Source organism: Streptomyces flavotricini (genome assembly GCF_020639365.1).
Taxonomy (GTDB): domain Bacteria; phylum Actinomycetota; class Actinomycetes; order Streptomycetales; family Streptomycetaceae; genus Streptomyces; species Streptomyces flavotricini.
In genome coordinates this window covers 2,023,922-2,049,631 of record NZ_JAINUL010000001.1, presented here as the reverse complement: position 1 = coordinate 2,049,631, position 25,710 = coordinate 2,023,922, and the positions used below count along the sequence as shown (strand labels likewise).

The window sequence follows — 25,710 nt, the reverse complement described above, 5'->3', positions numbered from 1 at the left end:
TGCGCAGTTTGAAGGCGTGCGGGAGGGGCCCGGCGGGACGAAAGTCGCCCCGGCAGGTGGCCGGCGATGCCCGCCTTGACGGCTGTCGCCGTCCGGACGGGCATCGCCGGCGCGGAGCCGGCCGCGCGCTCGGCCGCGGGTTCACTCGTGCCAGAGGGCCTCGCCCACCTCCTCGGCCGTGGTCGGCTTCAGCTCACCGTCGAGCAGCAGCCACCGGGTGATCCCGATCGACTCCAGGAACGGCACGTCATGGCTGGCCACCAGCAGTGCACCCTCGTACGACTCCAGCGCGTCCGTGAGCTGCCGTACGCTCGCCAGGTCGAGGTTGTTCGTCGGCTCGTCCAGCATCAGCAGCTGCGGAGCCGGCTCGGCCAGCAGCAGCGCCGCCAGCGCCGCCCGGAACCGCTCGCCGCCCGACAGGGTGCCGGCCGGCCGGTCCGCCCGGGCGCCCCGGAGCAGGAAGTGCGCGAGCCGCGCCCGGATCAGGTTGTTCGATGCCTGCGGGGCGAACCGGGCCACGTTCTCCACCACCGACCGGCTCTCGTCGAGCACGTCCAGCCGCTGCGGCAGGAACCGCGTCGGCACGTGCGTGATCGCCTCCCCGGACACCGGTGCGAGCGCCCCCGCGATCGTGCGCAGCAGGGTCGTCTTGCCGGAGCCGTTGCGCCCCACCAGTGCGATCCGCTCCGGACCGCGCAGCTCCCACTCGCCCGCGACCCGGGCTCCGTGCGCCAGGCGCACGTTGCTCAGGGTCAGGACCCGGCGACCGGGCGGGACCTGGGTGGCCGGCAGCTTGATCCGGATCTCGTCGTCGTCCCGGACGGCCTCCGCCGCCTGGTCCAGCCGCTCCTTCGCCTGTGCCAGCTTCTCCGCGTGCATGATGCGGTGCTTGCCGGCCGACTCCTGCGCCGCGCGCTTGCGGGCGCCCATGACGATCTTCGGCTCGCGCTTCGTGTCGTACATCTTCTGGCCGTACCGTTTGCGCCGCGCCAACTTCATGTGGGCGTCGGACAGTTCCCGCTTCTGCCGCTGTACGTCGGCCTCCGCGACCCGGACCATCCGTTCGGCCGCGTCCTGCTCGGCGGCGAGCTGCTCCTCGTACGCCGAGAAGTTCCCTCCGTACCAGCGGACTTCGCCGTCGTGCAGGTCGGCGATCTGGTCGACCCGCTCCAGCAGCTCGCGGTCGTGGCTGACCAGGAGCATCACCCCGGACCAGGACTCGACCGCCGCGTACAGCCGGCGCCGGGCCCGCAGGTCCAGGTTGTTCGTCGGCTCGTCCAGCAGCAGGACGTCGGGGCGGGCGAGCAGCAGCGCGGCGAGGCGCAGCAGCACGCCTTCGCCACCGGACAGTTCGCCGACCGTGCGGTCCAGGCCGATCCGGGCGAGGCCGAGCTGGTCGAGGGTGGCCAGGGCGCGTTCCTCGACGTCCCAGTCGTCGCCGACCGCGGCGAAGTTCGCCTCGGTGGCCTCGCCCGCCTCGATGGCGTGCAGGGCGGCGCGGGTGGCGCGGATGCCGAGCGCCTCGTCGACGCGCAGGGCGGTGTCGAGGGTGACGTTCTGCGGGAGGTACCCGAGGGTGCCGGCCACGGACGACTGGCCGTCGGATGCGGTCAGTTCACCCGCGATGAGTTTCAGCAGGGTGGACTTCCCGCAGCCGTTGACCCCGATCAGGCCGGTACGGCCGGGGCCGACGGCCAGCTGGAAGTCCTCGAAGACGGGAGTTCCGTCGGGCCAGTCGAAGGACAGGGCGGAGCAGGTGATGAATGCAGGGGTATGGCTCATGGAGGCCTCCAGGTTGCGTGAGTGGTGCGTGCAACGCGGGGAGACAGCCGACGGTCGGATCCGACGCGGAACGGGTCGGATCGGCGGGATCAGCGGGATCGGTCGGTGTCTCGGACCTCAGAAGAGCAACGTCCTGCTCCGTTTCGACGGCAGTGGGGCGTCTACGAAGCTACGGGCGGCCGGGAGCCGCCCGCAAACGAATTAACCGCGGGAGGGCGGGGGATCCGGATTCAGCGCGGGTCGCGCATCAGCTCGGCCAGGCTGTGGTCCATGTCGAGGTACAGGTGCTCCAGACCCGGCGGCACGATCGTCGCGGCCCGCTCCAGGAACCGGTGGAGCTCGGCCGTCAGCATCAGCACGATCGCCACGCCCTCGGAGGCGTGGAACTCGATGGTGGTCCGGTCGATGTCGTACGGCCGCACCCGCACGTCGCCCCACCCCGTCGGGCGGTCCAGCCCCGATTCGAGGAGCTCGCGGGCGAAGGTCCACGAAACCTCGACGCCTTCCAGGGTGGCGGGGGCGGGGAAGGCCATGCGCACGGCGAACGGATCCGAACGGTCGTAGCAGAGCGTGACGGGTACGGTCTCGACCTTCGGGGCGGTGGCGACCAGACGGGCCTGCACGGCCTGCTCGATAACAGTGATCAAGGCTCGCTCCCTTGCGGCGGATCTGCTGCCGGGCGTGGGTGAGGCCCGGCAACCGGATAGACGCCGGAATCGGCAAATCCGTGCATGCGAACTGACGTGAGCTGTGTCACCGATTGGCTGGAACGCGTCCGTTTGATCGCACAGAGTGACGGGTGGAGGGGGGTGGGTGAAGGGTTCTCAGTCGTTGCCGCAGGCCCCGGAGTGGTCACAGAACGGCTGGTTCCCGCTCACTCCACAGGCGCAAAGCATGGCCCTGGTCTCCCGTCGGACGGCCCCCTCGGGGGTCGTCACGCGCAGATCGCCGCGCAGGACGAGCTGCCCGGCCGACGACCGCACGACCGTGGTGGGCCGGTCCGGCTCCTCGGTGGGCCCCTCGCAGGCGAGCCGGTACTGGAGCGCGCCCGAGGGGCAGCGGCGGATCACCTCCGCGACCCGCTCCGGCTCGGCGCCGTCCGGCTGCACCCACGGACGCTTCCCCGAGTCGAACACCTCGGGGAGCCCGCGCACGCATTCGGCGGCGTGCAGGCACCGCCCGGTGTCGTAGGTGACGGTGATGCGCTTGCCGTCGTAGGCCTTGGGTTCCTTGGATGGCATGGCCTCAGCGTAGGAACGCGGGGATGAGGACGCACCCTGGACGCCGAATCCGGCGTGCATTAGCTTCCGGCGCCATGAGACTTCTGGGAGTTGGCATGTGCGCGGCGGCTTTGGCGGTGGGTCTGCTGGCCGCCCCGGCGCACGCGCAGGACCTGGGCGACCCGCAGGGATTACGGGCCAAGAGCGTGGGCTGGGCGCTGAAGGGCACCGGCAAGGACGCCCGGTTCCGCGGACTGGCGGCGGTCAGTCGCTCCACGGCCTGGGTGGCCGGCACCAAGGGCACGGTGTTGCGCACGACGGACGGCGGCCGCAGCTGGCGTGACGTCTCACCGCCGGGCGCGGTCGCGGAGGGCCTGGAGCTGCGCGACATCGAGGCCTTCGACGCGCGGCGCGCGGTGGCCCTGTCCATCGGGGAGGGCGAGGCTTCGCGGGTGCTGCGCACCGAGGACGGCGGCGCCACCTGGACGGAGGCCTTCCGCAACCCCGACCCGCGGGCCTTCTACGACTGCCTCACCTTCTTCGACTCCCGGCACGGGCTGGCCATGAGCGACCCGGTGGACGGCAGGTTCCGGATCCTGTCGACGGACGACGGCGGCCGGAACTGGGCGGTGCTGCCGAGCGCGGGGAAGCCGGACGCCCTGCCGGGCGAGGCGGGCTTCGCGGCCAGTGGCCAGTGCCTGGTGAACTCCGGTCCGCGCGACGCCTGGCTGGCCACGGGCGGCGGCGCGACCGCCCGGATCCTGCACTCGGCCGATCGCGGCCGTACCTGGCGGGTCGCCGAATCGGGCATCCCGGCGGGGGATCCGGCCAAGGGGGTCTTCGCCCTGGCCTTCCGCGACCGTACGACGGGCCTCGCGGTCGGCGGCGACTACCGCACCGGCGAGGCTTCCCCGCAGGCCGCCGCGGTATCGGCGGACGCGGGCCGCACCTGGCGCCCGGCTCCGACCCCGCCACCCGCCTACCGCTCGGGCGCGGCCTGGCTCCCGCACCTGCGCACGGCGGCCCTGGCGGTGGGGCCGACGGGCACGGACGTCACGACGGACGCGGGCAGGACCTGGCGGCCGCTGGACCCGGGCTCGTTCGACACCGTCGACTGCGCGAGCGACGGCGGCTGCTGGGCGGCGGGGGAGAAGGGACGGGTCGGAAGGCTGGAGGGAGCATGAGGCCGGCGGGGGCTTCGGCGGCGGGGTGCCGGGCGGGCCGGGGCGGGGGCTTCGGGGGCGGGACTCATGGGCTCGGGGTCGGGGTGGTGTTCGGGGGCGTCCCGTCAGTCCACTGTCCTTCCGTGTCGGGTCGGTCCGTCAAGGGCGCTCCCTTCGGTCGCGTCGCTTCGCGATGGCCTTCGGCCCCCCTTGACTGACCGCCCCGCCCCGGAATGCCATAAGACTGCCGGGAAGCCCCCGAAGGAATGGCCGGGAGGTTACCGGGCAGGGACGGGCCCTCAGCGATGCCGATCGGCGTCTCCTGTGCATCAGCAGGCCGAGAGGGTGTCATGGCCGGTCATTCCGCACCTCGGCAGGTCAACCCGCGCCGGACAGCGGTGAGATGACCATCCCCCGCCCGTTCGCCCCGGATCGCTACGTGCTCCTCACGTCTTAGCGTCCGGCGGCCGTCTGGGGCTGGACATAGACCGCCCATGGCCGGCACCAACCCCTCCGATGGGGCGCCTGCGGCCTGTTTGTCCCTTTTGGTGACCGATCGGAACCCGTAAACCGCCTTGTCGGAGTGGGAGGTTGAGAGATCCGGCATCAGACTCCCTCTCGCCCTCATCTCGCCCCTTTTTCGTCGTCAGACGGTCTGCAGGCGCCCGGAAAGCCGCCCGTGAAAGCCCTCTTGCGTCCTCCGGCGGCGTGCAGGCGCCGAAAGGCCTTTCGCACCTGGTGTGTGGGCGGCTTATGTCCGGCCCCAGACGGTCGCCGGTCGCCATGCCGTGAGGAGCGCGTAGCGATCTGGGGCGCCCCCTGCCATGGCCGGGGGTGGTGGTCCCGGGACGGGAACAGGGCCGGCCGAGACCGCCGGTCGGCATCGCTGAGGGCCCGTCCCTGCCCGGTAACCTCCCGGCCATTCCTTCGGGGGCTTCCCGGCAGTCTTATGGCATTCCGGGGCGGGGCGGTCGGTCAAGGGTGGAGCGCAGCGACATCGCGGAGCGACGCGACCGCAGGGAGCGCCCTTGACGGACCGACCCGACACGGAAGGACAGTGGACTGACGGGACGCCCCCGGACACCACCCCGACCCCGCCGCTTCGGGACCCCGCCCCCGCAGCGAAGCCCCACCCCCTAGACCGCCGGGTTCTCCCGTACGTTCGCCAAGTCCCCCGACGTCTTCGTCGCGATGAACTCCGTGATGCGGTACTCGCATACGCCGGCCAGGGTGAAGGGGTCCTCTGCCGCGATGCGCTCGACCTCCGTGCGGGAGACGCCGGCGGCCAGGATGACGCCGCCCTCGCGCGGGACCTTGCGGCCCGAGGCGAGGAAGACGCCGGAGGCGTAATAGCCGTCCAGCCACGCGATGTGGGCGTCCAGCTCGTCTTCGACGGCTTCGATGGGCGCGGTGTAGGTGAGCTCCATGACGAACATGATCGCCAGGCTACTCTCGCACCATCATGACGAGTACGAAGACCCCCGCCGATGAGGCCGAGGCCCGGGCGATACAGGACGAACTGCGCAAGACCGTGGTGCTCGACGAGACCGGTCCGCCGCCCGGGCGCGGGCTGGTGGCGGGCGTGGACGTCGCCTACGACGACGAGCGCGACCTCGTCGCCGCCGCGGCCGTCGTCCTCGACGCCGCCACCCTGGAGGTCGTCGAGGAGGCGACGGCCGTCGGGCACGTCAGCTTCCCCTACGTGCCCGGGCTCCTCGCCTTCCGTGAACTGCCCACCGTGCTGGCCGCGCTCGACTCGCTCACCGCCGCCCCCGACCTGGTCGTCTGCGACGGTTACGGGCTCGCCCACCCCCGCGGATTCGGCCTCGCCTGCCACCTCGGGGTCGTCACCGGACTGCCGAGCATGGGCGTCGCGAAGAACCCGTTCACCTTCACGTACGAGGAGCCCGGGGCCCGGCGCGGCGACGCCGCCCCGCTGGTCGCGCCCGACGGCGCCGTCGTCGGGCGCGCGCTGCGCACGCAGGACGGGGTCAAGCCGGTGTACGTCTCCGTGGGCCACCGGATCTCCCTCGACACCGCCTGCGCCCACGCCCTCGCGCTGAGCCCGCGCTTCCGGATCCCCGAGTCCACCCGGCACGCCGACTCGCTCTGCCGGCGGGCCCTGCGCGAAGCCTCCTGAACGGCGGCCGGTTCAGCGAGCGGCGGCCACCCGGAACCGGATCCCCGCCTTCTGGAGCCGGTCCAGCAGGGCGTCGCCCATCGCCACCGCCGTGGTGAGCTGGCCCGCCCGCTCCGGCAGGGCGTCGTACGCGAGGCACAGCGCGGACTCCGCCAGCATCTTGGCGGTCTCCCCGTAGCCCGGGTCGCCGCCCGAGACCTCGGTGAACACGCGGCGGCCGCCGCCCTCGCCCACGAAGCGGACGGTGAACCAGCTGCGCGCCCGCCGCTCCGCGTCCGGGCCCTGGCCCGCCTCCCGGCGGCTCGTCATCCAGCGCCGCGCCGCCGGGAGCTGCGCCAGGGCCACCGCCGCGCCGACCGCCGCCGCACCGCCCACGGCGACCGGGAGGTGCTTCACCGAGGCGTACTGCCGATAGCGGAAGTCCGGCCCGTACCGCTCCAGCGCGGCCGCCGAGCGGGTCACGATCCGGTGGTCCAGGGTCGGCAGCGGCAGCGCCCAGGTGCCGGTCTCCCGGCTGAACCGCGGCGCGCCCAGGGGCCCCCGTACGCGGCGGTCCAGCAGCCGGGGTTCGTGCAGCCGCCGCTCCTGCGCCGCCGCCAGGGTCTGCGGTCCGCGGCCCATGGCGGTCAGCGCGGAGGCCAGGGTGCCGCCGGAGAAGGTCGCGTGGGAGCGCATGAACCCGTCCACCCGCAGCGGGACGCCCTCCGGCAGCTGCCCCACGGTGAAGTACGCGCCGAGGTCGGCCGGGATCGAGTCGAAGCCGCAGGCGTGCACCAGCCGCGCACCGCTCTCCCGGGCCCGGCCGTCGTGCTCCACGTACATCCGGTCCACGAACTCCGGCTCGCCCGTGAGGTCCACGTAGTCCGTGCCCGCCGCCGCGCAGGCGGCGACCAGCTCCGCCCCGCACAGCACGTACGGTCCGACGGTCGTGGCCAGGACCCGGGTGGAGGCGGCCAGTTCCCGTACGGCCGACGGGTCTCCGGCGTCCGCGCGCAGCAGCGGCAGCGAGGCGCAGCCGGGGTCGAGCGCGGTCAGCCGTTCGCGCAGGCGTTCCAGCTTTCCGAGGTCGCGCCCCGCGAGGGCCCACCGGCAGCCGGCGGGGGCGTGTGCGGCGAGGTACTCGGCGGTGAGGGCGCCGACGAACCCGGTCGCCCCGAAGAGCACCACGTCATAGGACCGTTCGCGTGAGCGCGCGCGTGCGGGTTCGCGCCCCGCGGCCCCGTCGGCCCGTCGAACCTCTTCGTTCACCACGGCTCCTCCCACTCCTGTCGGTGGCTGAGGCTAACCCGCACGCCCCCGTACGCAGAACAGCGCCCCGGAGGCGGCCTGGACGGCCGCCGCGGGGCGCTTCGGTCGGCGCGGGGCGCCGTGCCTCAGTTCTCCTGGTACATGCCGAAGACGTCGACGATGAGATCGGTGTTGCCGTCGCTCTGGTTCCAGAAGTCGACGACGCCGGTACCGCCGGTGCTCGCCTGGACCAGGTTCGGGACGGTCTTGCCGGTCGTCCAGTTCAGGGTCGAGGAGGTGGGCGGTGCCGGCGGGCCCGCCGCGTCGTTGTCGTACTCGTCCAGCGTGTTCGGGTCCGGGGCGACCGCGAGGAAGCCGCTGTCCCTGGTGTTGGTGACCGTGGCGTTCAGCACGAAGCCGGTGACGCCGGAGCCGGGCTCGGCCATTCCCGTGTAGATGTAGTCGCGGCCGGCCAGGGGGCCGTGGACCGGGCTCTCGGGGTCGCGGGTGTCGAGCATCCGCTCCGGGGCGAAGGGCAGGTAGGAGCCCTTGCTCTGCGGGCTGTAGTAGCCGACGACGTCGACGATGACGTCGGCCGGGTTCCAGCCGCCGTTGCGGATGTTGATCCTGCCGTCGGGGCCGACCGGGACGATCACCGAGTTGGCGATGGTCTGCCCGGTCGTGAAGTTCACGTTGGACGCGGTCGGGGCCTGCTGGCCGCTCGGGTAGACGGTCAGGTGGCCGTCGCTGCGCGGGTTGGTGACGGTCACGTTGAGCGCCACGGCGGTGACGCCGGAGGCCGGCACCTTCCCCAGGCCGGTGATCTGGGTGCCGAAGGACGCGTATCCGGCGAGCTGGCCCTTGGCGGTGCCGGTGCCGCTGCGGGTGTCGACGAAGCGCTGCGGCGCCAGCGGGGTGTAGCCGCTGGAGGCGGTCTGCGTGAAGTAGCCGGTGACGTCGGCGATGAGGTCGACCGGCTCCCAGCCGCCGTTGTACAGGTTGACGTAGCCGTTCGCGCCGACCGGCACGATGACCAGGTTCGGGACCGTCTGGCCGGGGACGAAGTTGACGTTCGAGGTGCTCGGCTTCTCGTCGCCGTCGGCGAAGGCGGTGACGTGGCCGCCGCTGGTGGTGCCGGTGACGGTGACGTTGAGGACCACCGCGGTGACGCCGGCGGGGATGGAGCCGTTCCCGCCGATCTTCAGGTGCGCGGAGGTGTACGGGGCGACCTTGGCGGCCTTCGCGGCGCCGGTGCCGTTGCGGGTGTCCAGCAGGCGGGTGGGGCCGTACGGGGTGTAGTCCGAGCCGGCGGTGGTGAACGCCACCTCGTTGGTGACCGAGGTGTTGGCGGCCTTGTCCGTCACGGTGACCTTGACGGTGTAGGTGCCGAGCTCCGCGTAGGTGTGCTCGGAGGTCACGATCTGGGTGCCGGCGGCCGAGGCGGTGGTGGTGGCCCCGTCGCCCCAGGCGATGGTGATGTCGAGCGGGGTGGCGGCGCTCGTGACGGAGGTGTCCAGCTCGATCGCGTGCGCGGAGGTGGCGAACGCGTCCAGGGCGGCCGCGAGGGTCGGGTTGGCGGCGCCGGCGGTCTCCGTCATGGGAGCGGCCGCGAGCTTGCTCTTGGGGGCCGCTGTGCTCTGCCGGATCGACCGGTCGGCGGGGCTGGAGAACTTGGTGGTGTCCTTCAGGCCGTCCTGGACCAGGTCGGGCTTGCTGATGCCCTGGGCGTCGCCGGAGTCGGTGCCGGCCGCATGGGCCATGCCCGGTATGAGAGAAATGCCGGCCGCGAAGACGGCGGCGGATGCTGCGAGTCGGCGGTAGGACACCGAGCCCCCTAGGTTCCGTGAGCCCTTGGCCAGGGCTGAAAGCTCGCTCAGATTACATAGCTCCTGAGCTTCCGCTTAACGCCCCCCGTGTTCATTTCCCGCGCCTGCCGAAAGAGTCGCGAAAGTGGCACGGAAGTCATATCTGGCTGCTGTGATCAGGCGTTTCGTGTTCTCTGACCAGTTGTCCGGGTAGGCCCCGAAAAAGCCGACGGCGGGGCTGATGTCGCCGCCGCTCCGGTTCCGGTAACCGGTGGTGCCCGTGGGCGTCCGACGGCGGCCGCGGGAAGGTCGTGGTCCGCTTCCCGGTCCGTGTCGGGGGGCGGCGCTAGCGTGAGGGTCGAGTGCCCGTGCGAGCGGGTGGCTGTGTGACGGGAGGCGTTGATGAAGGCTGCGGTGCGCAAGTGGGAGGCGGTGCGGGAGTTCGCCCGGGGGCTGCCGGAGGCCGTGATGGAGTTTCCCTGGGGGCCCGAGGACTGCGTCGTGAAGGTCAACAAGAAGATCTTCGTGTTCCTGGGCGGCGTGGAAGGCCCGCGGGCGCCCGGCCTCTCCGTGAAGCTCAAGGACGAGGCGCTCCACGGCCACGCCATGACCGCGCCCGGTGCGGAGCCGACCGGGTACGGGCTGGGGAGGGCCGGCTGGGTCTTCGTGCCGTTGGGGGAGAAGGGGGCGCCGGCCCTCGACGTGCTGTGCGAGTGGGTGGAGGAGAGCTACCGGACGGTCGCCCTCAAGCGGCACCTCAAGGAACTCGACGCACGGCTCGACGCGGGGCCGGACGCGGGCCCCGCCGTGCGAAACGAGTCAACCGGCTAAGCGGTTGCTCTTGTGTTGAGTGGGGCGCGTTCCTAGCATCACTGGTGTTACATCAGTTGTGTCACACAATGGCGCGCCACGGACGCTACGGACGCTGGGGGCTCGATGGCAGTGACAGGGAACGTGCCCGGCGGGCCGGGCGGCCCAGGCGGCCGCGGCCGCGGCCCGCTCGCGGGCGTGCGCGTCGTCGAACTGGCGGGCATCGGCCCCGGCCCGTTCGCCGCCATGCTCCTCGCCGACCTGGGGGCGGACGTCGTACGGGTGGACCGGCCCGGCGGCGGCGGGCTCGCGGTCAACCCCGCGTACGACGTCACCAACCGCGGCAAGCGCTCCGTCCTGGTCGACCTGAAGTCCGCCGGGGGCCCGGCCCTCGTACTGGACCTCGTCGAGCGGGCCGACGTGCTCATCGAGGGGTTCCGTCCCCAGGTCGCCGAGCGGCTCGGCGTCGGCCCCGCCGAATGCCACGCCCGCAATCCGAAGCTCGTCTACGGCCGGATGACCGGCTGGGGCCAGGACGGGCCGCTCGCCCACACCGCCGGGCACGACATCGCGTACATCGCCGTCACCGGCGCCCTCGGCATGATCGGGAACCCGGGCGAGCCGCCGGCCGTCCCCGCCAACCTCGTCGGGGACTACGCGGGCGGCTCGCTCTACCTGGTGATCGGCGTGCTCGCCGCCCTCCAGCACGCCCGCACCCCCGGCGGCGCCGGCCAGGTCGTCGACGCGGCCATCGTCGACGGCACCGCCCACCTCACCGCCATGATCCACGGCATGATGGCGGCCGGCGGCTGGCAGGACCGTCGCGGGGTCAACCTCCTCGACGGCGGCTGCCCGTTCTACGGCACGTACGAGACCTCCGACGGCGGATACATGGCGGTCGGCGCGCTGGAGCAGCAGTTCTACGACACCTTCGTCGAGCTGCTCGGCATCGAGGGCCGGGCCCCGGCCCGCAAGGACCCGGCCCGCTGGGGCGAGCTCCGCGAGGCGGTCGCCGCCCGCTTCAAGTCCCGTACGAGGCAGGAGTGGACGGAGGTGTTCGAGGGCTCCGACGCCTGCGTGGCGCCCGTACTGTCCCTGCGCGAGGCGCCGTTCCACCCGCACCTCGCCGCCCGCGCCACCTTCACCGACTTCGGCGGGATCACGCAGCCCGCCCCCGCGCCCCGGTTCTCGGCCACCCCGGCCGCGGTCGTCGCCGGCCCCGCCCTGCCGGGCGCGCACACCGAGTCCGTGGCCCGCGACTGGGACGTACCGGCCCTGCTCCCGAAAGAGGTCTGATGGAACTGTCCATGATGCTCGACTACGCCGGAGACCCGCGCCGGGCCGCCGACGAGGCCGCAGCGCTGGAGGCGGCCGGGCTCGACGCCGTGTGGGTCGCCGAGGCCTGGGGCTTCGACTCCCCGACGATCATGGGCTACCTCGCCGCCCGCACCGAGCGGATGAAGATCGGCTCGGCCATCCTCAACGTCTACTCGCGCACCCCGGCCCTCGTCGCCCAGACGGCCGCCGGCCTGGACGCGGTCTCCGGAGGCCGGGCGCTGCTGGGTCTGGGCGCCTCGGGCCCGCAGGTCGTCGAGGGCTGGCACGGGAAGCCGTACGACAAGCCGATCGGCCGGACCCGCGAGACCGTCGAGCTGTGCCGCCGGATCTGGCGCCGCGAGACGATCGACCACCACGGCATCACCGACATGCCGCTGCCGCCCGAGAAGGGCGGCCGTCACGGCAAGCCGCTGAAGATCCTCACCCGGCCGGTCCGCGACGCGGTCCCCGTCTACATCGCCTCGCTCGGTCCCGCCAACGTGCGGATGACCGCCGAGATCGCGGACGGCTGGCTGCCCACCCTGTTCCTGCCGGAGAAGGCCCACGCGGTGTGGGGCGGCGCCCTCGCCGAGGGCGCGGCCCTGCGCTCCCCGGAGCTCGGCCCGCTGCAGACCGTGGCGGGCGGGCTGCTCGCGATCGGCGAGGACGCCGCCGCCGTACGGGACCTCGCGCGCCCGCAGATCGCCCTGTACGTCGGCGGGATGGGCGCGGTCGGCAAGAACTTCTACAACGACCTCGCCGTCGCCTACGGGTACGGGGAGGAGGCCCGGAAGATCCAGGAGCTCTACCTCTCCGGCCGCAAGCGCGACGCCGCGGCAGCCGTCCCGGACGAGTTCTGCGAGCTCATGACGTTGTGCGGGCCGGAGGGCTACGTACGCGAGCGGGTCGAGGCCTTCCGGGAGGCGGGCGTCACCATGCTCAACGTCACACCCGTCGGAGCCGAGCCGGCCCGGCTGATCGAAACCGTCAAGAGCTGGCTCTAGGTCGCGAGCCCGGCATGATCCGAACAGAACACGACCTAGGGGGCCCGATGCAACGCCGCATCTTCGACGCCGACCACGAGGCGTTCCGCGAGACCGTGCGCACCTTCCTCACCAAGGAGGTGCTGCCGCACTACGAGCAGTGGGAGAAGGACGGGATCGTCAGCCGCGAGGCCTGGCGGGCCGCCGGCCGGCAGGGCCTGCTGGGCCTGGCCGTCCCCGAGGAGTACGGGGGCGGCGGGAACACAGACTTCCGTTACGCCGCCGTGATCGCCGAGGAGTTCACCCGGGCCGGGGCGGCCGGGCTCGCGATCGGCCTGCACAACGACATCATCGGCCCGTACCTGACCTCGCTCGCCACCGAGGAGCAGAAGCGGCGCTGGCTGCCCGGCTTCTGCTCCGGCGAGACCATCACCGCCATCGCGATGACCGAGCCGGGCGCGGGCTCCGACCTGCAGGGGATCCGGACCAGCGCCGAGGACCGCGGCGACCACTGGGTCCTCAACGGCTCCAAGACCTTCATCTCCAACGGCATCCTGGCCGACCTGGTGGTCGTCGTCGCCAAGACCACCCCGGAGGGCGGGGCGCACGGCCTGTCGCTGCTGGTGGTCGAGCGCGGTACGGAGGGCTTCGAACGCGGCCGCAACCTCGACAAGATCGGCCAGAAGGCGCAGGACACCGCCGAACTGTTCTTCCACGACGTACGCGTTCCCAAGGAGAACCTGCTCGGCGAGCTCAACGGTGCCTTCGTCCACCTGATGACCAACCTCGCGCAGGAGCGGATGGGCATCGCGATGGCCGGCATCGCCGCCGCCGAACACCTGCTGGAGATCACCACCACGTACGTGAAGGAGCGCGAGGCCTTCGGGCGGCCGCTCTCCAAGCTCCAGCACATCCGCTTCGAGATAGCGGAGATGGCCACCGAGTGCGCCGTCACCCGCACCTTCCTGGACCGCTGCATCGTCGACCACTCCAACGGCGAGCTGGACCACGTGCACGCCTCGATGGCCAAGTGGTGGGCGACCGAGCTCCAGAAGCGGGTCGCCGACCGCTGCCTGCAACTGCACGGCGGGTACGGCTACATGAGCGAATACCGGGTCGCACGGGCCTTCACCGACGGCCGTATCCAGACCATCTACGGCGGCACGACCGAGATCATGAAAGAGATCATCGGCCGCTCCCTCCTCGGCTAACGCACGACCTCTCCCCGAAAGGCTTGACCAGTGAGCACCGAAGCGTACGTATACGACGCGATCCGCACGCCGCGCGGCCGCGGCAAGGCCAACGGCGCCCTGCACGGCACCAAGCCGATCGACCTGGTCGTCGGCCTGATCAACGCCCTGCGCGAGCGCAACCCCGGCCTGGACCCCGCCACCATCGACGACATCGTGCTCGGCGTCGTCGGCCCGGTCGGCGACCAGGGCTCCGACATCGCCCGGATCGCGGCCATCGCCGCCGGACTCCCGGACACGGTGGCCGGCGTGCAGGAGAACCGCTTCTGCGCCTCCGGCCTGGAGGCCGTCAACCTGGCCGCCGCCAAGGTCCGCTCCGGCTGGGAGGACCTGGTCCTCGCGGGCGGCGTGGAGTCCATGTCCCGCGTCCCGATGGCCTCCGACGGCGGCGCCTGGTTCAACGACCCGATGACCAACTGGGACACCGGCTTCGTCCCCCAGGGCATCGGCGCCGACCTCATCGCCACCATCGAGGGCTTCTCCCGGCGCGACGTCGACGAGTACGCCGCCCTCTCCCAGGAGCGCGCGGCCACCTCCATCAAGGAGGGCCGCTTCGCGAAGTCCGTCGTCCCGGTCACCGACCGCAACGGCCTGGTCGTCCTGGACCAGGAGGAGTTCGTCCGCCCCGGCACCACCGCCGACACCCTCGCGAAGCTCAAGCCGTCCTTCGCGGACATCGGCGACCTCGGCGGCTTCGACGCCGTCGCCCTGCAGAAGTACCACTGGATCGAGAAGATCGACCACGTCCACCACGCGGGCAACTCCTCCGGCATCGTCGACGGCGCCTCGCTCGTCGCGATCGGCACCCGCGAGGCGGGCGAACGGAACGGCCTCGCGCCCCGCGCCCGGATCGTCTCGGCCGCCGTCTCCGGCTCCGAGCCCACCATCATGCTCACCGGCCCCGCCCCGGCCACCCGCAAGGCCCTCGCCAAGGCCGGCCTGACCATCGACGACATCGACCTGATCGAGATGAACGAGGCCTTCGCCGGCGTCGTCCTGCGCTTCGTCAAGGACATGGGCATCTCCCTCGACAGGGTCAACGTCAACGGCGGCTCCATCGCGCTCGGCCACCCGCTCGGCGCCACCGGCGCGATGCTCCTCGGCACCGTCATCGACGAACTGGAGCGCCAGGACAAGCGCTACGGGCTCGTCACCCTCTGCGTCGGCGGCGGCATGGGCGTCGCCACCATCGTCGAACGCCTCTGAATCCCGTCCTGCACACCCCAGACCTCCTCCCCGACACGGAAGCAGCGAGAAACATGAGCGAGTCCACCACGATCCGCTGGGAACAGGACGAGACCGGCGTCGTCACCCTCACCCTCGACGACCCGGGCCAGTCCGCCAACACGATGAACCAGGCCTTCAAGGACTCCATCGCGGCCGTCGCCGACCGCGCCGAGGCCGAGAAGGACTCCATCCGCGGCATCATCTACACCTCCGCCAAGAAGACCTTCTTCGCGGGCGGCGACCTCAAGGACATGATCCGGCTGCGTCCCGAGGACGCGCAGCTCGCCTTCGACACCGGCACCGAGATCAAGCGCTCGCTGCGTCGCATCGAGACCCTCGGCAAGCCCGTCGTCGCCGCCATCAACGGCGCCGCCCTGGGCGGCGGTTACGAGATCTGCCTCGCCTCCCACCACCGCGTCGCCCTCGACGCCCCCGGCTCCAAGATCGGCCTGCCCGAGGTCACCCTCGGGCTGCTCCCGGCCGGCGGCGGTCTCACCCGTACGGTCCGCCTCATGGGTATCGCCGACGCACTGCTCAAGGTCCTGCTCCAGGGCACCCAGTACAACCCGCAGCGCGCCCTCGACAACGGCCTCGTCCACGAACTGGCCGCCACCCCCGAGGAGATGCTCGCCAAGGCCCGCGCCTTCATCGACGCCAACCCCGAGTCGAAGCAGCCCTGGGACGTACCCGGCTACCGGATCCCGGGCGGCACGCCGTCGAACCCGAAGTTCGCCGCCAACCTCCCGGCCTTCCCGGCCAACCTGCGCAAGCAGCTGAACGGCGCCCCGTACCCGGCCCCGCGCAACATCCTGGCGTGTGCCGTCGAGGGCGCCCAGGTGGACTTCGAGACCGCGCTGACCATCGAGGCCCGCTACTTCACCGAGCTGGTCACCGGGCAGACCGCCAAGAACATGATCCAGGCGTTCTTCTTCGACCTCCAGGCCGTCAACGCCGGCCGCAGCCGCCCGCAGGGCATCGTGCCCCGCAAGGTCACCAAGGTCGCCGTCCTCGGCGCCGGCATGATGGGCGCCGGCATCGCGTACTCCTGTGCCCGCGCGGGCATCGAGGTGGTGCTGAAGGACGTCACCGCCGAGGCCGCCGCGAAGGGCAAGGCGTACTCCGAGAAGCTGCTCGACAAGGCCGTCTCCCGCGGCCGCAGCACCGAGGCGCAGCGCGCGGAGCTGCTCGCCCGGATCACCCCGACCGCCGAGGCCGCCGACCTGGCCGGCTGCGACGCCGTCATCGAGGCCGTGTTCGAGGACACCTCCCTCAAGCACAAGGTGTTCCAGGAGATCCAGGACGTCATCGCCCCCGACGCGCTGCTGTGCTCCAACACCTCCACGCTGCCCATCACGGGCCTCGCGGAAGGGGTTTCGCGCCCCGTCGACTTCATCGGACTGCACTTCTTCTCGCCCGTCGACAAGATGCCGCTGGTGGAGATCATCAAGGGTGAGCGCACCGGCGACGAGGCCATCGCCCGCGCCTTCGACCTCGTACGGCAGATCAACAAGACCCCGATCGTGGTCAACGACTCGCGCGGCTTCTTCACCTCGCGCGTCATCGGCCAGTTCATCAACGAGGGCGTGGCGATGGTCGGCGAGGGCGTGGAGCCCGCCTCCATCGAGCAGGCCGCGGCCCAGGCCGGCTACCCGGCCAAGGTGCTCTCCCTGATGGACGAGCTCACGCTCACCCTCCCGCGCAAGATCCGCAACGAGACCCGCAAGGCCTTCGAGGCCGAGGGCCGCACGTGGACCGCGCACCCCGCGGACGCGGTCATCGACCGGATGGTCGACGAGTTCGGCCGCCCCGGCCGCAGCGGCGGGGCCGGCTTCTACGCGTACGACGAGAGCGGCAAGCGCGCCGGCATCTGGCCGGGCCTGCGCGAGCACTTCGCCAAGCCGGACGCGGACATCCCGTTCATCGACATGAAGGAGCGGATGCTCTTCTCCGAGGCCCTGGACACCGTCCGCTGCCTCGACGAGGGCGTGCTCACCTCGATCGCCGACGCCAACATCGGCTCCATCATGGGCATCGGCTTCCCGGCCTGGACCGGTGGCGTGATCCAGTACATCAACGGCTACGAGGGCGGCCTGGCGGGCTTCGTCGCCCGCTCCCGTGAGCTGGCCGCCCAGTACGGCGAGCGCTTCACCCCGCCGGCCTCGCTCGTGGCGAAGGCCGAGCGCGGCGAGACGTACGCCGACTGATCCCGCCGAGACCGCCCGACCCGCCGCGGGCGGCGTTCACCCGGAGCCTTCGGGCTCCGAGACGAACGCCGCCCGCAGCTCTTCCTTCAGGGACCGCTGGAACGCGGTCACCAGCGCCTGCACCACCATCGGTTGCATGTGCGCGGACAGCGCCTTCATCGACTCCACCCGCTCCGGATCGCTCTCGCCCCGCGTGAACGGCCCCCACACCTCGTCCCGGAACAGGGCCGTCAGCTCGTGCGCCGCCGTCCGAGCGTGCTCCAGCAGGACCTTGCGCGCCACCAGGATCGTCTCGTGCGCGATCGGCACGTCCAGCAGCGCGACGCCCAGGCGCAGCAGCCCCACGTCCACCCGGAACCCGCCGGCGGCCGGTGCCAGTACGTTCATCGCCGTCAGCCGCCGCACGTCGGCGTCCGACAGGCTCCGCCCGGCCCGCTTCTCCAGCTCCTCCCGCGACACCTCCTGGGGCGCGTCCGGAGCCCAACTGGACACCATGGCACGGTGGATCGCCAGGTCGTGCGCGCTCAGGTCGTCGGGCAGCGCGTCCAGATAGCGCTCGATGGCCGACAACGTCATGCCCTGGTGCTGGAGTTCCTCGATGAGCGCCAGCCGGGACAGGTGCTCCGGCCCGTAGTGCCCCACCCGACGAGGGCCGATCACGGGAGGGGGCAAAAGCCCGCGCGTGCTGTAGAAACGAACGGTGCGCACGGTGACGCCCGCCCGGGCCGCCAGCTCGTCGACGGTGAGCATCGGCTCGGGTGCCTGGTCGGCCATCGTCTGCGCCTCGCTCTCTGCTCCACAGCTTGGGTTCAACAGTATTGCTGTCGCACCAACGATGTGAAACGGCCAGGAGCTGCCCATGACCATGAAACTGCGACTGCCCGGACGACCCGAAGAGCTCACCGTCCCCGCCCTGCTGGCACGCAACGCCGCCGAACACGGCGCCCTCCCGGCCCTCTCCTGGCGCGAGGGCGACGGCTGGACGACCCTCGACTGGACCGAGGTCCGCCGCAAGGTCGCCGTCCTCGCCTCCGGATACGCAGCCCTGGGCATAGAACGCGGCGAACACGTCCTGATCATGATGGGCAACCGCCCCGAGCACTGGCTGACCGACCTGGCCCTCGTCCACCTCGGCGCCGTCCCGGTCACCGTGTACGGGACCTCCGCGCCCGAACAGATCGCCCACATCGCCCGGCACAGCCGGGCCCGGATCGCGGTCCTCGAAGGAGCCGGCGAGCTGGCCCGCTGGGAGCCGCTGCTCGCCGACGCACAGGTGCCCCTGGAGCGGCTGGTCGTGGCCGAGGCCGCCGAGGCGGGTCCGCACCGTACGTACGGATCCCTGCACGCGAGCGGCGCCCGTACGCACCGCCCCGAGGCCTTCGAGAAGGCCTGGCGCGAGACCCGCCCCGAGGACCCGCTGACCGTCGTCTACACCTCCGGCACCACCGGCGACCCCAAGGGCGTACGGCTGACCCACCGCAACATCATGCTCCAGGCCGTCCGCATCGACGGGCGCACGGACCTTCCCGAGCACGCCGAGCACATCTGCTACCTGCCGTTCGCGCACATCGCCGAGCGGATCCTCGGCATCTACCTGCCGCTGCTGCGGGCCGCGCACGTCCGACTCGTCGCCGACCCGGCCGCCGTGGGGGCCGCCGTACGCGAACTGCACCCGGTGCAGTTCTTCGGGGTGCCCCGGGTCTGGGAGAAGCTCGCCGCGTCCGTACGGGCGGTGCTCGCGCAGCTTCCCGCCGCGCAGCGGGAGTCCATCGAGGCCGCGAACGACCTCGCCCGGGCCCGGGCCGGCCACCGGGAGCGCGGCGAGCGGATCCCGGCCGCGCTCGAGGCCTCGTACGCCCGGGCCAAGGAGCAGGTGCTGGACCCGCTGCTGGGCCTGGCCGGGCTGGACCGGCTGGTGTGGACGGCCAGTGCCACCGCCCCGATGCCGATCGACGTGGTCCGCTTCTGGGCGGGCTGGGGGATCACCATCATGGACGCGTGGGGGCTCACCGAGACCTCGGGCGTGTGCACGATCAACAGCCCGGACGGTTTCCGGCTGGGCTCGGTGGGACGCCCGATCGAGGGGCTGGAGCTGCGGCTCGCCGAGGACGGGGAGATCCTCACGCGCGGTGAGACCGTCTTCGCCGGTTACCTGCGGCCCGACGGCTCGGTGGAGAGTGCGCACGACGCCGAGGGATGGTTCCCGACCGGGGACGTCGGCCGGCTCGACGAGGACGGGTTCCTCTGGCTGACCGACCGCAAGAAGGAACTCATCATCACCTCGAACGGCAAGAACGTCTCGCCGGCCCTGGTGGAGAACACCGTCAAGGAGCACCCGCTGATAGGCCAGGCCCTGGTGCACGGAGACGGCCGCTCCTACCTCGTCGCCCTCCTCGTGCTGGACGGGGAGGTGGCCCCGGCGTGGGCGGCGGCCCGCGGCATCGAGGCCGGCCCGCTCGCCGGGCTCGCGGAGCACCCCGCCGTCCGCGAGGAGATCGCCGCCGCCGTCGCGGCGGCCAACGCCCGGCTCAACCGGACCGAGCAGATCAAGCGGTACCGGCTGCTGACCGAGGAGTGGGGCCCCGCCTCCGGGGAGCTCACCCCGTCGCTGAAACTGCGCCGCAGGGTGGTCCGGGAGAAGTACGGCCCCCTCATCGAGGCCCTGTACGAGGACCCTCACGGGGAACCACGGGCGGCCCCGGCCCCGTAGCCCGGACGGCCCCGTCCGGCGGGAGCACGACCGCCCGCCGGACGGGTTCCGTCCGCGCCGCCCGGTGCGGGCATCACTCGCTTTCCGGGCACCCTGCTGTGGACCCCGCGCAGACTGCGGGTCACCAGGCTGCGGCCCCTCTGCACCTGGCTGCTGCCGCCGGCCGCCGTCCTGCTCGTGCCCGTGGTGGTCCACGTCGCCTTCACCACCTGCACCACCGACGTCGTCAGACTGGGCGGAGGAAGGTCCTCACCGGCGGTACGGGCCGGGCCGCAGCCGTACTGTCCTTGCCGGTCACCCCCCCGGCGCCTGCCGACCACCCCGGGCGCCGCCGGAGCGCTGCTGATGCTGCTGGGCGCCGTACGGCCGTGGGTCGTCGGGGCCGACGGCGGTACCCTGTCCTACGGCTTCCGCCCGGACCCCGCCACCGGCGCCCCCGCCCTCGGACCGCGCGCCACCCGCACGGCGGCCGTCGTACGGACCCCGGGTGCCGGCCGTACGGCGGGCACCCGGGGGTGCGGACTAGCGGCCGATCAGCGGGTAGTGGTCGGAGAGGTTGGTGTACGTGTACGAGGTGCCCCAGCTGGAGACGGTCCAGGGCGCCGACTGCTCCTTGACCACGTTGTTCTCCCAGCCCGCCGGGCGCGCGTTGCCCTTGCGGTACAGGACGTAGTCCAGGTCCTCGCGCGGGTCCGTCGGGTAGCGGTAGTTCGCGATGGAGTTCTGCGCGGTGTCGAACGAGTACGGGTGGCCCGTGCGCGAGTCGGAGTCCGCCAGGTCGGCGTTGGCGAGCATGGACGCGAACTCGGGGGAGCGCGAGTCGACGTTCATGTCGCCGGCGACGATGACCTGCTCGCCCGCCGGGATGTTCTTGCCGTCCAGGAAGGCGTCCATCGCCTTGAACTGGCGGGCGCGCATCTCGGCCGCCTCGCCGGAGCCGCAGCCAGGGTCGGTGGACTGGGCGTGGGTGCCGACCACGTGGACCTTGGTGCCGTTCACGTTCAGCACGACGTAGGCGAAGCCCTTGTTGGACCACCAGTCGGCGCCGCAGGCGTCCTTGTAGACCACCTGCTCCTTGCGGACGATCGGCCACTTGCTGAGGATCGTGACGCCGCCGTCCTCGGGGGTGGTCGAGGAATAGGCGCCGCCCGTCGCGTCCCAGCCGCTCTTGCTGCGGCCGACGATCGGGGTCTGGTACGGGTACTGCGCGGAGGCGCCCGACTTCAGCGCGTCCGAGGCGCCGTTGTCGAAAGCCTCCTGGAGCACGACCACGTCGTGGCCCTGGAAGAAGGACGCCTTGGGGATCTCCGAAGCCCGGTGGTCCTGGCCCCAGTTGGGGTAGAGGTTCTTGCTCATCAGGAACGTGTTGTACGTGAGGACGCTGAGCCGCGGGGCCGCGGCGCTCTCCGCGGCCGAGGCGGCCGGCGCACCGGTGGCGGCCAGTGCGCCGACGGCGATCGCCGCAACGGCCGTGGCGGCGGCGCGGTTGCGGCTGAGCTTGGTGTGCAGCATGAGGTCTCCATCATTCCTGCAGGGGGAGATCGACTCCGTCATCCAAGCAGCCGCGGTTACCTCTGGGTAACACCCGTGACAAGACTTTCTGTCCGGGAGCGGACGTCTGGCACTCGCACCCGAGGTCCGGCACTCGCGAGCCCGGACGTCCGGCACCCGCAACCCGAACCTTCAGCACTCGCATACTGGGACCATGAGAGAAGCAGAGCTCCCCGCACCCGGAACGAAGGCCGCGCGCCGCCCCGATCCGGAGCCGCCGGCCCCCGGCGGGGTGCTCTGGACCATCTCCGGTGACATCCGGGCCCTGCTGATGCTCCCCGCCGCCTTCACCCTGCAGGTGGCCCACCCCGCGATCGGCGCCGGGGTCGACGAGCACTCCGTCTTCCGCACCGACCCCTGGGGGCGCGGCGAGCGCTCGCTGCGCTCCGTCCAGCTGTGGGTGTACGGCGGGGAGCGGGCCGCCGAGGAGGGCCGCCGGGTACGCCGCCTGCACAAGGAGATCCAGGGCATCGACACCCGGGGGCGGCGCTACCACTCCCTCGACCCCGCCTGCTACTCCTGGGTGCACGCCACCGGCTTCCCGATCTACCTCTACGCCGGGCGGTACCTCCTGCGCCGCTTCACCCCGGCGCAGGAGCGGCAGCTGTACCGGGAGTGGCTCCAGGTGGGCCGGATCCTCGGCATACACGACCGGGACATGCCGCAGACCATCGAGGAGTACTGGGTCTACTACCGCCGGATGCTGGCCGAGGAGATCGAGCCGACCAAGGTCGCCCGCGAGCTGGTCGCCACCGACGTGCCGCTGCCGAGGCCCGAGGGCGGCTCCCTGCCGGTACGGCTGCTGCTGCGGATCACCTGGCCGGTGCTGCGGGCCGCGTTCCTGCGCTTCCGGGCGTTCGTCACCGTGGGGTACATGCCGCCCGACGCCCGCTCCGCCATCGGGCTGGAGTGGAGCCCGGCCCAGGAGCGCAGGCTCCGGCGGCTCAGCACGGCCGTACGGCTCCTCGTACCGCTGCTGCCGGAGCGCCTGCGCTACCTGCCCATCGCCCGCGCCGCCCGAGCCCGCCACCGCGCCGGCACCCCCTGAGGGGCACCGGCGCGCGGGTGTCCGTACGTACGCGGATCAGTACGTGCGCGGATCAGTGGTCGTGGATCGTGTTCGTCTCGGCGATCTTCTTCCAGGACTTCGGCTCCACCGGCTTCGCGGCGGGGGCCTTGGGGGACCGGGCGGTCTTGGACGTGGCGGCCGGCGGGGCGAAGGCCGGCTTGCCCGGGGTGTACAGCCAGGTCTCGAACAGCTGGGCCAGCGGCTTGTTCGACACCTTCTCCGCGTACCGGACGAAGTCCCCGACCTTGGCGTTCCCGTAGGCCCGCTCGGTCGGCCAGCCCTTGAGGATCTTGAAGAACTTCTCGTCGCCGATCTCGTTGCGCAGCGCCTGCAGGGCGATCGCACCACGGTCGTAGACGGCTCCGTGGAACTGGTTGTCCGGGCCCGGGTCACCCGGCTTGACCTGCCAGAACGGGTCGTCCGCGGCGCGCAGTCCGTACGTCCAGTCGGCGAGCTCCTGCGCGGTGCCCTCGCCCTCCTTCTCCGACCACAGCCACTGGCTGTAGCGGGCGAAGCCCTCGTTGATCCAGATGTCCTTCCAGCCGTCGACGGAGACGCTGTCCCCGTACCACTGGTGGGCCAGCTCGTGCACGACCACCGAGACGTTGGCGCCGTTCGCGAACTGCTTCGGGCTGTAGAACGGCCGGGTCTGCGTCTCCAGCGCGAAGCTGGAGGGCACGTTCGGCACGTACCCGCCCAGGGCGTTGAAGGGGTACGGCCCGAAGACCCCCTCCAGCCACTCGGCGACCTCGCCGGTCCGCTCCACGCTCGCGCGCGCCGCGCCCGCGTTGTCGCCGAGGTCCTTGCTGTACGCGTTGACGATCGGCAGCCCGCTCGCCGTCGTGCCGGTGGTGACGTCGAACTTGCCGATCGCGAGGGTGGCGAGGTACGTGGCCTGCGGCTTGTTCGAGCGCCAGTTGTACCGCGTCCAGCCGAGCCGGGAACTCTGCGACTGGAGCACGCCGTTGCTGATGGCCTGGGTGCCGTCGGGGACGTTGACCGAGATGTCGAAGGTGGCCTTGTCGAGCGGGTGGTCGTTGCTCGGGAACCACCAGACGGCCGAGTCGGGCTCCTGGGCGGCGACGCCGCCGTCCGGGGTGCGCTGCCAGGCCGACCAGCCGTCGATCTTGAACTCCGAAGGCTTTCCGGCGTACTTGACGACGACCGATGCCGGGGTGTCCTTCTTGAGCGGCTGGGCGGGGGTCACTTCCAGCTCGTGGTCCCCGGACGTGGCGAACTTCGCCTTGGCGCCGTTGACCCGGATCTCGCTGACCTTCAGGCCGAAGTCCAGGTTGAAGCGGGAGAGGTCCTGCCTGGCGGTGGTCAGGAGGGTGGCGGTGCCCTCCAGCAGGTCCGTCTTCGGCTGGTACTGCAGGCGCAGGTCGTAGTGGGACACGTCGTACCCGCTGTTGCCGCTGGCCGGGTAGTAGGGGTCGCCGATACCCGGCGCCCCTTGGACGGAACTCGCCGCCGACGCCGGGATCACCAGCAGGAGGGAGGCGGCGAGGACGCTCGGGGCGATGACTTTGCGGTGCACGAAGAGCTCCAAGGGGTAGGGAGACAGTTCTGTTCAACGGCTTGTCGTCCGACCGTATTCACGCCCGCCGCCCTACGTCATGTCCATGGCCGCCGGTGTCACACGATCGCCATTCGGCCGTCACAGGCGGGCGGCCGGGCCGTGGCCCACCGCCCCGAAGAGCCCGTGTCCGGGTACGCGAACGGCCTTCTTCCGCGCGGCGCACCGCGCGGAAGAAGGCCGGAAACCGGATGCCGGGCGAGACCCGGAACGCGACCTAGAGGCCGTTCAGCTTCGAGTTGGTCGCGAGGAACTGGTTGCCGATGCCGGTGTCGTTGCTCGCGAAGAGGCCCGAAGCGCCGCGCAGGCTGGTCTTCTCGGCGGCCAGACGGCCCATCAGGTTCTTCACCTGCTGGTCCCAGGTGTCCGCCACCTTCTTCAGGCCGGCGGCGGTCTCCCAGCCGTCGAAGCCCTTCTGGGCGGTACCGGTGTCGGTGTCCGCGTGCACCGCGGCCTTCTTGGTGTTGGGCTCCAGCTCGGTCTCGATCGTGTTCGCCGCGGCCTTCTTCTGGGCCGGCGTCGAAGCGAAGTCCCCGGAACCACCGGGAACGAACGGGCCCATCGGGCCCTTCGGGTTGCCCGGCGCCGTCGGTCCCGTCGGCGGCGCCGGCGCTGTCGGGCCGCTCGGCTCGACCGGTACGTGGTTCAACCGCATGCCGACCTGAAGGTCCGCCACCTGGCTGCCATCCTCTGACATGTTCACGCCTCCCCGTTGATGTCGGCTCGATCATATGCACGACGGCCGGGACTCGGTCTACCCGACATACTGAGCGGTCGGTAATCTGGCCGCCATGACGATTCCTCCGCGCGCCGCCCGCAACTGTTGGCATGCTGCGATCAACCCGCTGCACGCGACCATCTACTTCTCTCCCGACCTGGGCAAGGAGTTCGCCGCCCTCGGGGTCACCGAGCGGCCCGCCGTGAACCTCGCCTCCCGCTCCGCCGCCATGGGAGCCGTCGGACCCGGCACGGTCACCGCCACCTTCTACAACTACCGCCACGACTTCGTCGCCCGCCACCTGCCCGCCGTCTGGGACACCACCAGCCCCGAACAGGCCCTGGACGCCCGGCTGCGCGCCGCCGACAGCACCCTGCGCCGGCTGCTCGGAGCGGAGGCGATCGATTCCCCCGAGCTCGCCGAGGCCGCCGACCTCGCCCTGCGCGCCACCGAGGGATGCACCCGGCACGCCCGGCCCCTCTACGCCGCCCACGCCGACCTCCCCGTACCCGAGGAGCCGCACCTGCGGCTCTGGCACGCCACCACCCTGCTGCGCGAGCACCGCGGCGACGGCCACCTCGCCGCCCTGCTGCTCGCGGGGCTGGACCCGCTGGAGGCCCTGGTCAGCCACACCGCCACCGGGCGCGGCATGACCCACAAGTGGATCAAGGCCATCCGCGGCTGGGAGCAGTCCGACCTCGACGCCGCCGCCGACCGGCTGCGCGAGCGCGGGATCCTCGACGCCGAAGGTGAACTCACCGCGGAGGGCGCGGCCGTACGCGAGCGCCTCGAAGCCGACACCGACCGCCTCGACGCGGCCCCGTACGAGCACCTCGGCGCCGAGGGCCTGGCCCGGCTCGCCGAGCTCGGCGGCGGACTCGTCGTCAAGGCCGTCACCGCCGGCGCCTTCCCCGCGGACGCCTTCGGCAAGGCCTGACGGGTCCGGGGCGGGGCCGGG

At 71.9% G+C, this 25,710-nt stretch carries 21 protein-coding genes; 11 read left to right on the top strand and 10 right to left on the bottom strand.

Annotated features, from left to right (window positions below):
- Positions 1-141 precede the first annotated feature (141 nt).
- From K7B10_RS09410 to K7B10_RS09400, 3 genes are all read right to left on the bottom strand, one after another.
- Positions 142-1,782, bottom strand: coding sequence for an ABC-F family ATP-binding cassette domain-containing protein (locus tag K7B10_RS09410; RefSeq protein WP_229335612.1), 1,641 nt, complete (start codon positions 1,780-1,782; stop codon positions 142-144).
- A 230-nt stretch (positions 1,783-2,012) separates the two neighbouring features.
- Positions 2,013-2,429, bottom strand: a complete 417-nt coding sequence (ssgD, locus tag K7B10_RS09405; RefSeq protein WP_229335610.1) for a spore wall synthesis regulator SsgD — start codon at positions 2,427-2,429, stop codon at positions 2,013-2,015.
- Between the two features lie 177 nt (positions 2,430-2,606).
- A complete protein-coding gene (locus K7B10_RS09400; RefSeq protein WP_229335609.1) occupies positions 2,607-3,023 on the bottom strand; it encodes a (4Fe-4S)-binding protein in 417 nt (138 codons plus the stop codon).
- 74 nt (positions 3,024-3,097) lie between these two features.
- Here K7B10_RS09400 and K7B10_RS09395 point away from each other — a divergent pair, with 74 nt between their 5' ends.
- A complete protein-coding gene (locus K7B10_RS09395; protein WP_229335608.1) occupies positions 3,098-4,186 on the top strand; it encodes a WD40/YVTN/BNR-like repeat-containing protein in 1,089 nt (362 codons plus the stop codon).
- A 1,115-nt stretch (positions 4,187-5,301) separates the two neighbouring features.
- Here K7B10_RS09395 and K7B10_RS09390 read toward each other — a convergent pair.
- The gene (locus K7B10_RS09390) at positions 5,302-5,601 is read right to left on the bottom strand and encodes a YciI family protein (RefSeq protein WP_229335606.1); all 300 of its coding nucleotides are present in this window, start codon (positions 5,599-5,601) and stop codon (positions 5,302-5,304) included.
- Between the two features lie 26 nt (positions 5,602-5,627).
- Here K7B10_RS09390 and K7B10_RS09385 point away from each other — a divergent pair, with 26 nt between their 5' ends.
- Positions 5,628-6,305, top strand: a complete 678-nt coding sequence (locus tag K7B10_RS09385) for an endonuclease V (protein WP_229335604.1) — start codon at positions 5,628-5,630, stop codon at positions 6,303-6,305.
- Positions 6,306-6,317: 12 nt separating this feature from the next.
- On the opposite strand, the gene K7B10_RS09380 is transcribed toward K7B10_RS09385, so the two are convergent.
- Together K7B10_RS09380 and K7B10_RS09375 are read right to left on the bottom strand one after the other, a co-directional pair.
- Positions 6,318-7,472: a saccharopine dehydrogenase family protein gene (locus K7B10_RS09380; RefSeq protein WP_229344888.1), complete on the bottom strand. Its 1,155-nt coding sequence runs from the start codon at positions 7,470-7,472 to the stop codon at positions 6,318-6,320.
- A gap of 206 nt (positions 7,473-7,678) precedes the next feature.
- Positions 7,679-9,292, bottom strand: a complete 1,614-nt coding sequence (locus tag K7B10_RS09375; RefSeq protein ID WP_229335602.1) for a PKD domain-containing protein — start codon at positions 9,290-9,292, stop codon at positions 7,679-7,681.
- A 447-nt stretch (positions 9,293-9,739) separates the two neighbouring features.
- On the opposite strand from K7B10_RS09375, the gene K7B10_RS09370 reads away from it, so the two are divergent.
- From K7B10_RS09370 to K7B10_RS09345, 6 genes are all read left to right on the top strand, one after another.
- Entirely contained in the window at positions 9,740-10,168 is a 429-nt protein-coding gene (locus K7B10_RS09370; RefSeq protein ID WP_229335601.1) for an MmcQ/YjbR family DNA-binding protein, read from the top strand.
- A 105-nt stretch (positions 10,169-10,273) separates the two neighbouring features.
- Complete coding sequence (locus K7B10_RS09365; RefSeq protein ID WP_229335599.1) at positions 10,274-11,443, top strand: CaiB/BaiF CoA transferase family protein; 1,170 nt, start codon at positions 10,274-10,276, stop codon at positions 11,441-11,443.
- On the top strand, positions 11,443-12,468 hold the full coding sequence (locus tag K7B10_RS09360) for an LLM class F420-dependent oxidoreductase (RefSeq protein ID WP_229335597.1): 1,026 nt from the start codon (positions 11,443-11,445) through the stop codon (positions 12,466-12,468). Before K7B10_RS09365 ends, K7B10_RS09360 begins: the two co-directional genes overlap by 1 nt.
- A 47-nt stretch (positions 12,469-12,515) precedes the next feature.
- Positions 12,516-13,658: an acyl-CoA dehydrogenase family protein gene (locus K7B10_RS09355; RefSeq protein WP_229335595.1), complete on the top strand. Its 1,143-nt coding sequence runs from the start codon at positions 12,516-12,518 to the stop codon at positions 13,656-13,658.
- A gap of 30 nt (positions 13,659-13,688) precedes the next feature.
- On the top strand, positions 13,689-14,903 hold the full coding sequence (locus tag K7B10_RS09350; protein WP_229335593.1) for an acetyl-CoA C-acetyltransferase: 1,215 nt from the start codon (positions 13,689-13,691) through the stop codon (positions 14,901-14,903).
- A gap of 53 nt (positions 14,904-14,956) precedes the next feature.
- On the top strand, positions 14,957-17,128 hold the full coding sequence (locus tag K7B10_RS09345) for a 3-hydroxyacyl-CoA dehydrogenase NAD-binding domain-containing protein (protein ID WP_229335591.1): 2,172 nt from the start codon (positions 14,957-14,959) through the stop codon (positions 17,126-17,128).
- Positions 17,129-17,164: 36 nt separating this feature from the next.
- Here K7B10_RS09345 and K7B10_RS09340 read toward each other — a convergent pair whose 3' ends face one another.
- A complete protein-coding gene (locus K7B10_RS09340) occupies positions 17,165-17,902 on the bottom strand; it encodes a MerR family transcriptional regulator (RefSeq protein WP_229335589.1) in 738 nt (245 codons plus the stop codon).
- Positions 17,903-17,987: 85 nt separating this feature from the next.
- On the opposite strand from K7B10_RS09340, the gene K7B10_RS09335 reads away from it, so the two are divergent.
- Positions 17,988-19,838, top strand: a complete 1,851-nt coding sequence (locus tag K7B10_RS09335) for an AMP-dependent synthetase/ligase (protein ID WP_229335588.1) — start codon at positions 17,988-17,990, stop codon at positions 19,836-19,838.
- Positions 19,839-20,360: 522 nt separating this feature from the next.
- Here K7B10_RS09335 and sph read toward each other — a convergent pair.
- Positions 20,361-21,350 carry a sphingomyelin phosphodiesterase gene (sph, locus tag K7B10_RS09330; protein WP_229335586.1) on the bottom strand — a complete coding sequence of 330 codons (990 nt, stop codon included), beginning with the start codon at positions 21,348-21,350 and terminating at the stop codon, positions 20,361-20,363.
- Between the two features lie 193 nt (positions 21,351-21,543).
- Between sph and K7B10_RS09325 the strand changes: the two genes are divergently transcribed.
- Complete coding sequence (locus K7B10_RS09325; protein WP_229335584.1) at positions 21,544-22,437, top strand: oxygenase MpaB family protein; 894 nt, start codon at positions 21,544-21,546, stop codon at positions 22,435-22,437.
- A 52-nt stretch (positions 22,438-22,489) separates the two neighbouring features.
- Here the strand turns inward: K7B10_RS09325 and K7B10_RS09320 are convergent, their stop codons facing one another.
- On the bottom strand, positions 22,490-23,995 hold the full coding sequence (locus K7B10_RS09320) for a M1 family metallopeptidase (RefSeq protein ID WP_229335582.1): 1,506 nt from the start codon (positions 23,993-23,995) through the stop codon (positions 22,490-22,492).
- A gap of 256 nt (positions 23,996-24,251) precedes the next feature.
- A complete protein-coding gene (locus tag K7B10_RS09315; protein WP_372481393.1) occupies positions 24,252-24,731 on the bottom strand; it encodes a hypothetical protein in 480 nt (159 codons plus the stop codon).
- Positions 24,732-24,825: 94 nt separating this feature from the next.
- Between K7B10_RS09315 and K7B10_RS09310 the strand changes: the two genes are divergently transcribed.
- Positions 24,826-25,689 carry an SCO6745 family protein gene (locus tag K7B10_RS09310; RefSeq protein WP_229335580.1) on the top strand — a complete coding sequence of 288 codons (864 nt, stop codon included), beginning with the start codon at positions 24,826-24,828 and terminating at the stop codon, positions 25,687-25,689.
- The last annotated feature ends 21 nt before the right edge of the window (positions 25,690-25,710 follow it).

Bases quoted from the DNA above. Each gene is read 5' to 3' on its own strand.
- K7B10_RS09410 (WP_229335612.1), bottom strand. From the start codon at position 1,782: ATGAGCCATACCCCTGCATTCATCACCTGCTCCGCCCTGTCCTTCGAC.
- K7B10_RS09400 (WP_229335609.1), bottom strand. From the start codon at position 3,023: ATGCCATCCAAGGAACCCAAGGCCTACGACGGCAAGCGCATCACCGTC.
- K7B10_RS09395 (WP_229335608.1), top strand. From the start codon at position 3,098: ATGAGACTTCTGGGAGTTGGCATGTGCGCGGCGGCTTTGGCGGTGGGT.
- K7B10_RS09390 (WP_229335606.1), bottom strand. From the start codon at position 5,601: ATGTTCGTCATGGAGCTCACCTACACCGCGCCCATCGAAGCCGTCGAA.
- K7B10_RS09385 (WP_229335604.1), top strand. From the start codon at position 5,628: ATGACGAGTACGAAGACCCCCGCCGATGAGGCCGAGGCCCGGGCGATA.
- K7B10_RS09375 (WP_229335602.1), bottom strand. From the start codon at position 9,292: ATGGCCCATGCGGCCGGCACCGACTCCGGCGACGCCCAGGGCATCAGC.
- K7B10_RS09370 (WP_229335601.1), top strand. From the start codon at position 9,740: ATGAAGGCTGCGGTGCGCAAGTGGGAGGCGGTGCGGGAGTTCGCCCGG.
- K7B10_RS09365 (WP_229335599.1), top strand. From the start codon at position 10,274: ATGGCAGTGACAGGGAACGTGCCCGGCGGGCCGGGCGGCCCAGGCGGC.
- K7B10_RS09360 (WP_229335597.1), top strand. From the start codon at position 11,443: ATGGAACTGTCCATGATGCTCGACTACGCCGGAGACCCGCGCCGGGCC.
- K7B10_RS09355 (WP_229335595.1), top strand. From the start codon at position 12,516: ATGCAACGCCGCATCTTCGACGCCGACCACGAGGCGTTCCGCGAGACC.
- K7B10_RS09345 (WP_229335591.1), top strand. From the start codon at position 14,957: ATGAGCGAGTCCACCACGATCCGCTGGGAACAGGACGAGACCGGCGTC.
- K7B10_RS09340 (WP_229335589.1), bottom strand. From the start codon at position 17,902: ATGGCCGACCAGGCACCCGAGCCGATGCTCACCGTCGACGAGCTGGCG.
- K7B10_RS09335 (WP_229335588.1), top strand. From the start codon at position 17,988: ATGACCATGAAACTGCGACTGCCCGGACGACCCGAAGAGCTCACCGTC.
- sph (WP_229335586.1), bottom strand. From the start codon at position 21,350: ATGCTGCACACCAAGCTCAGCCGCAACCGCGCCGCCGCCACGGCCGTT.
- K7B10_RS09325 (WP_229335584.1), top strand. From the start codon at position 21,544: ATGAGAGAAGCAGAGCTCCCCGCACCCGGAACGAAGGCCGCGCGCCGC.
- K7B10_RS09315 (WP_372481393.1), bottom strand. From the start codon at position 24,731: ATGTCAGAGGATGGCAGCCAGGTGGCGGACCTTCAGGTCGGCATGCGG.
- K7B10_RS09310 (WP_229335580.1), top strand. From the start codon at position 24,826: ATGACGATTCCTCCGCGCGCCGCCCGCAACTGTTGGCATGCTGCGATC.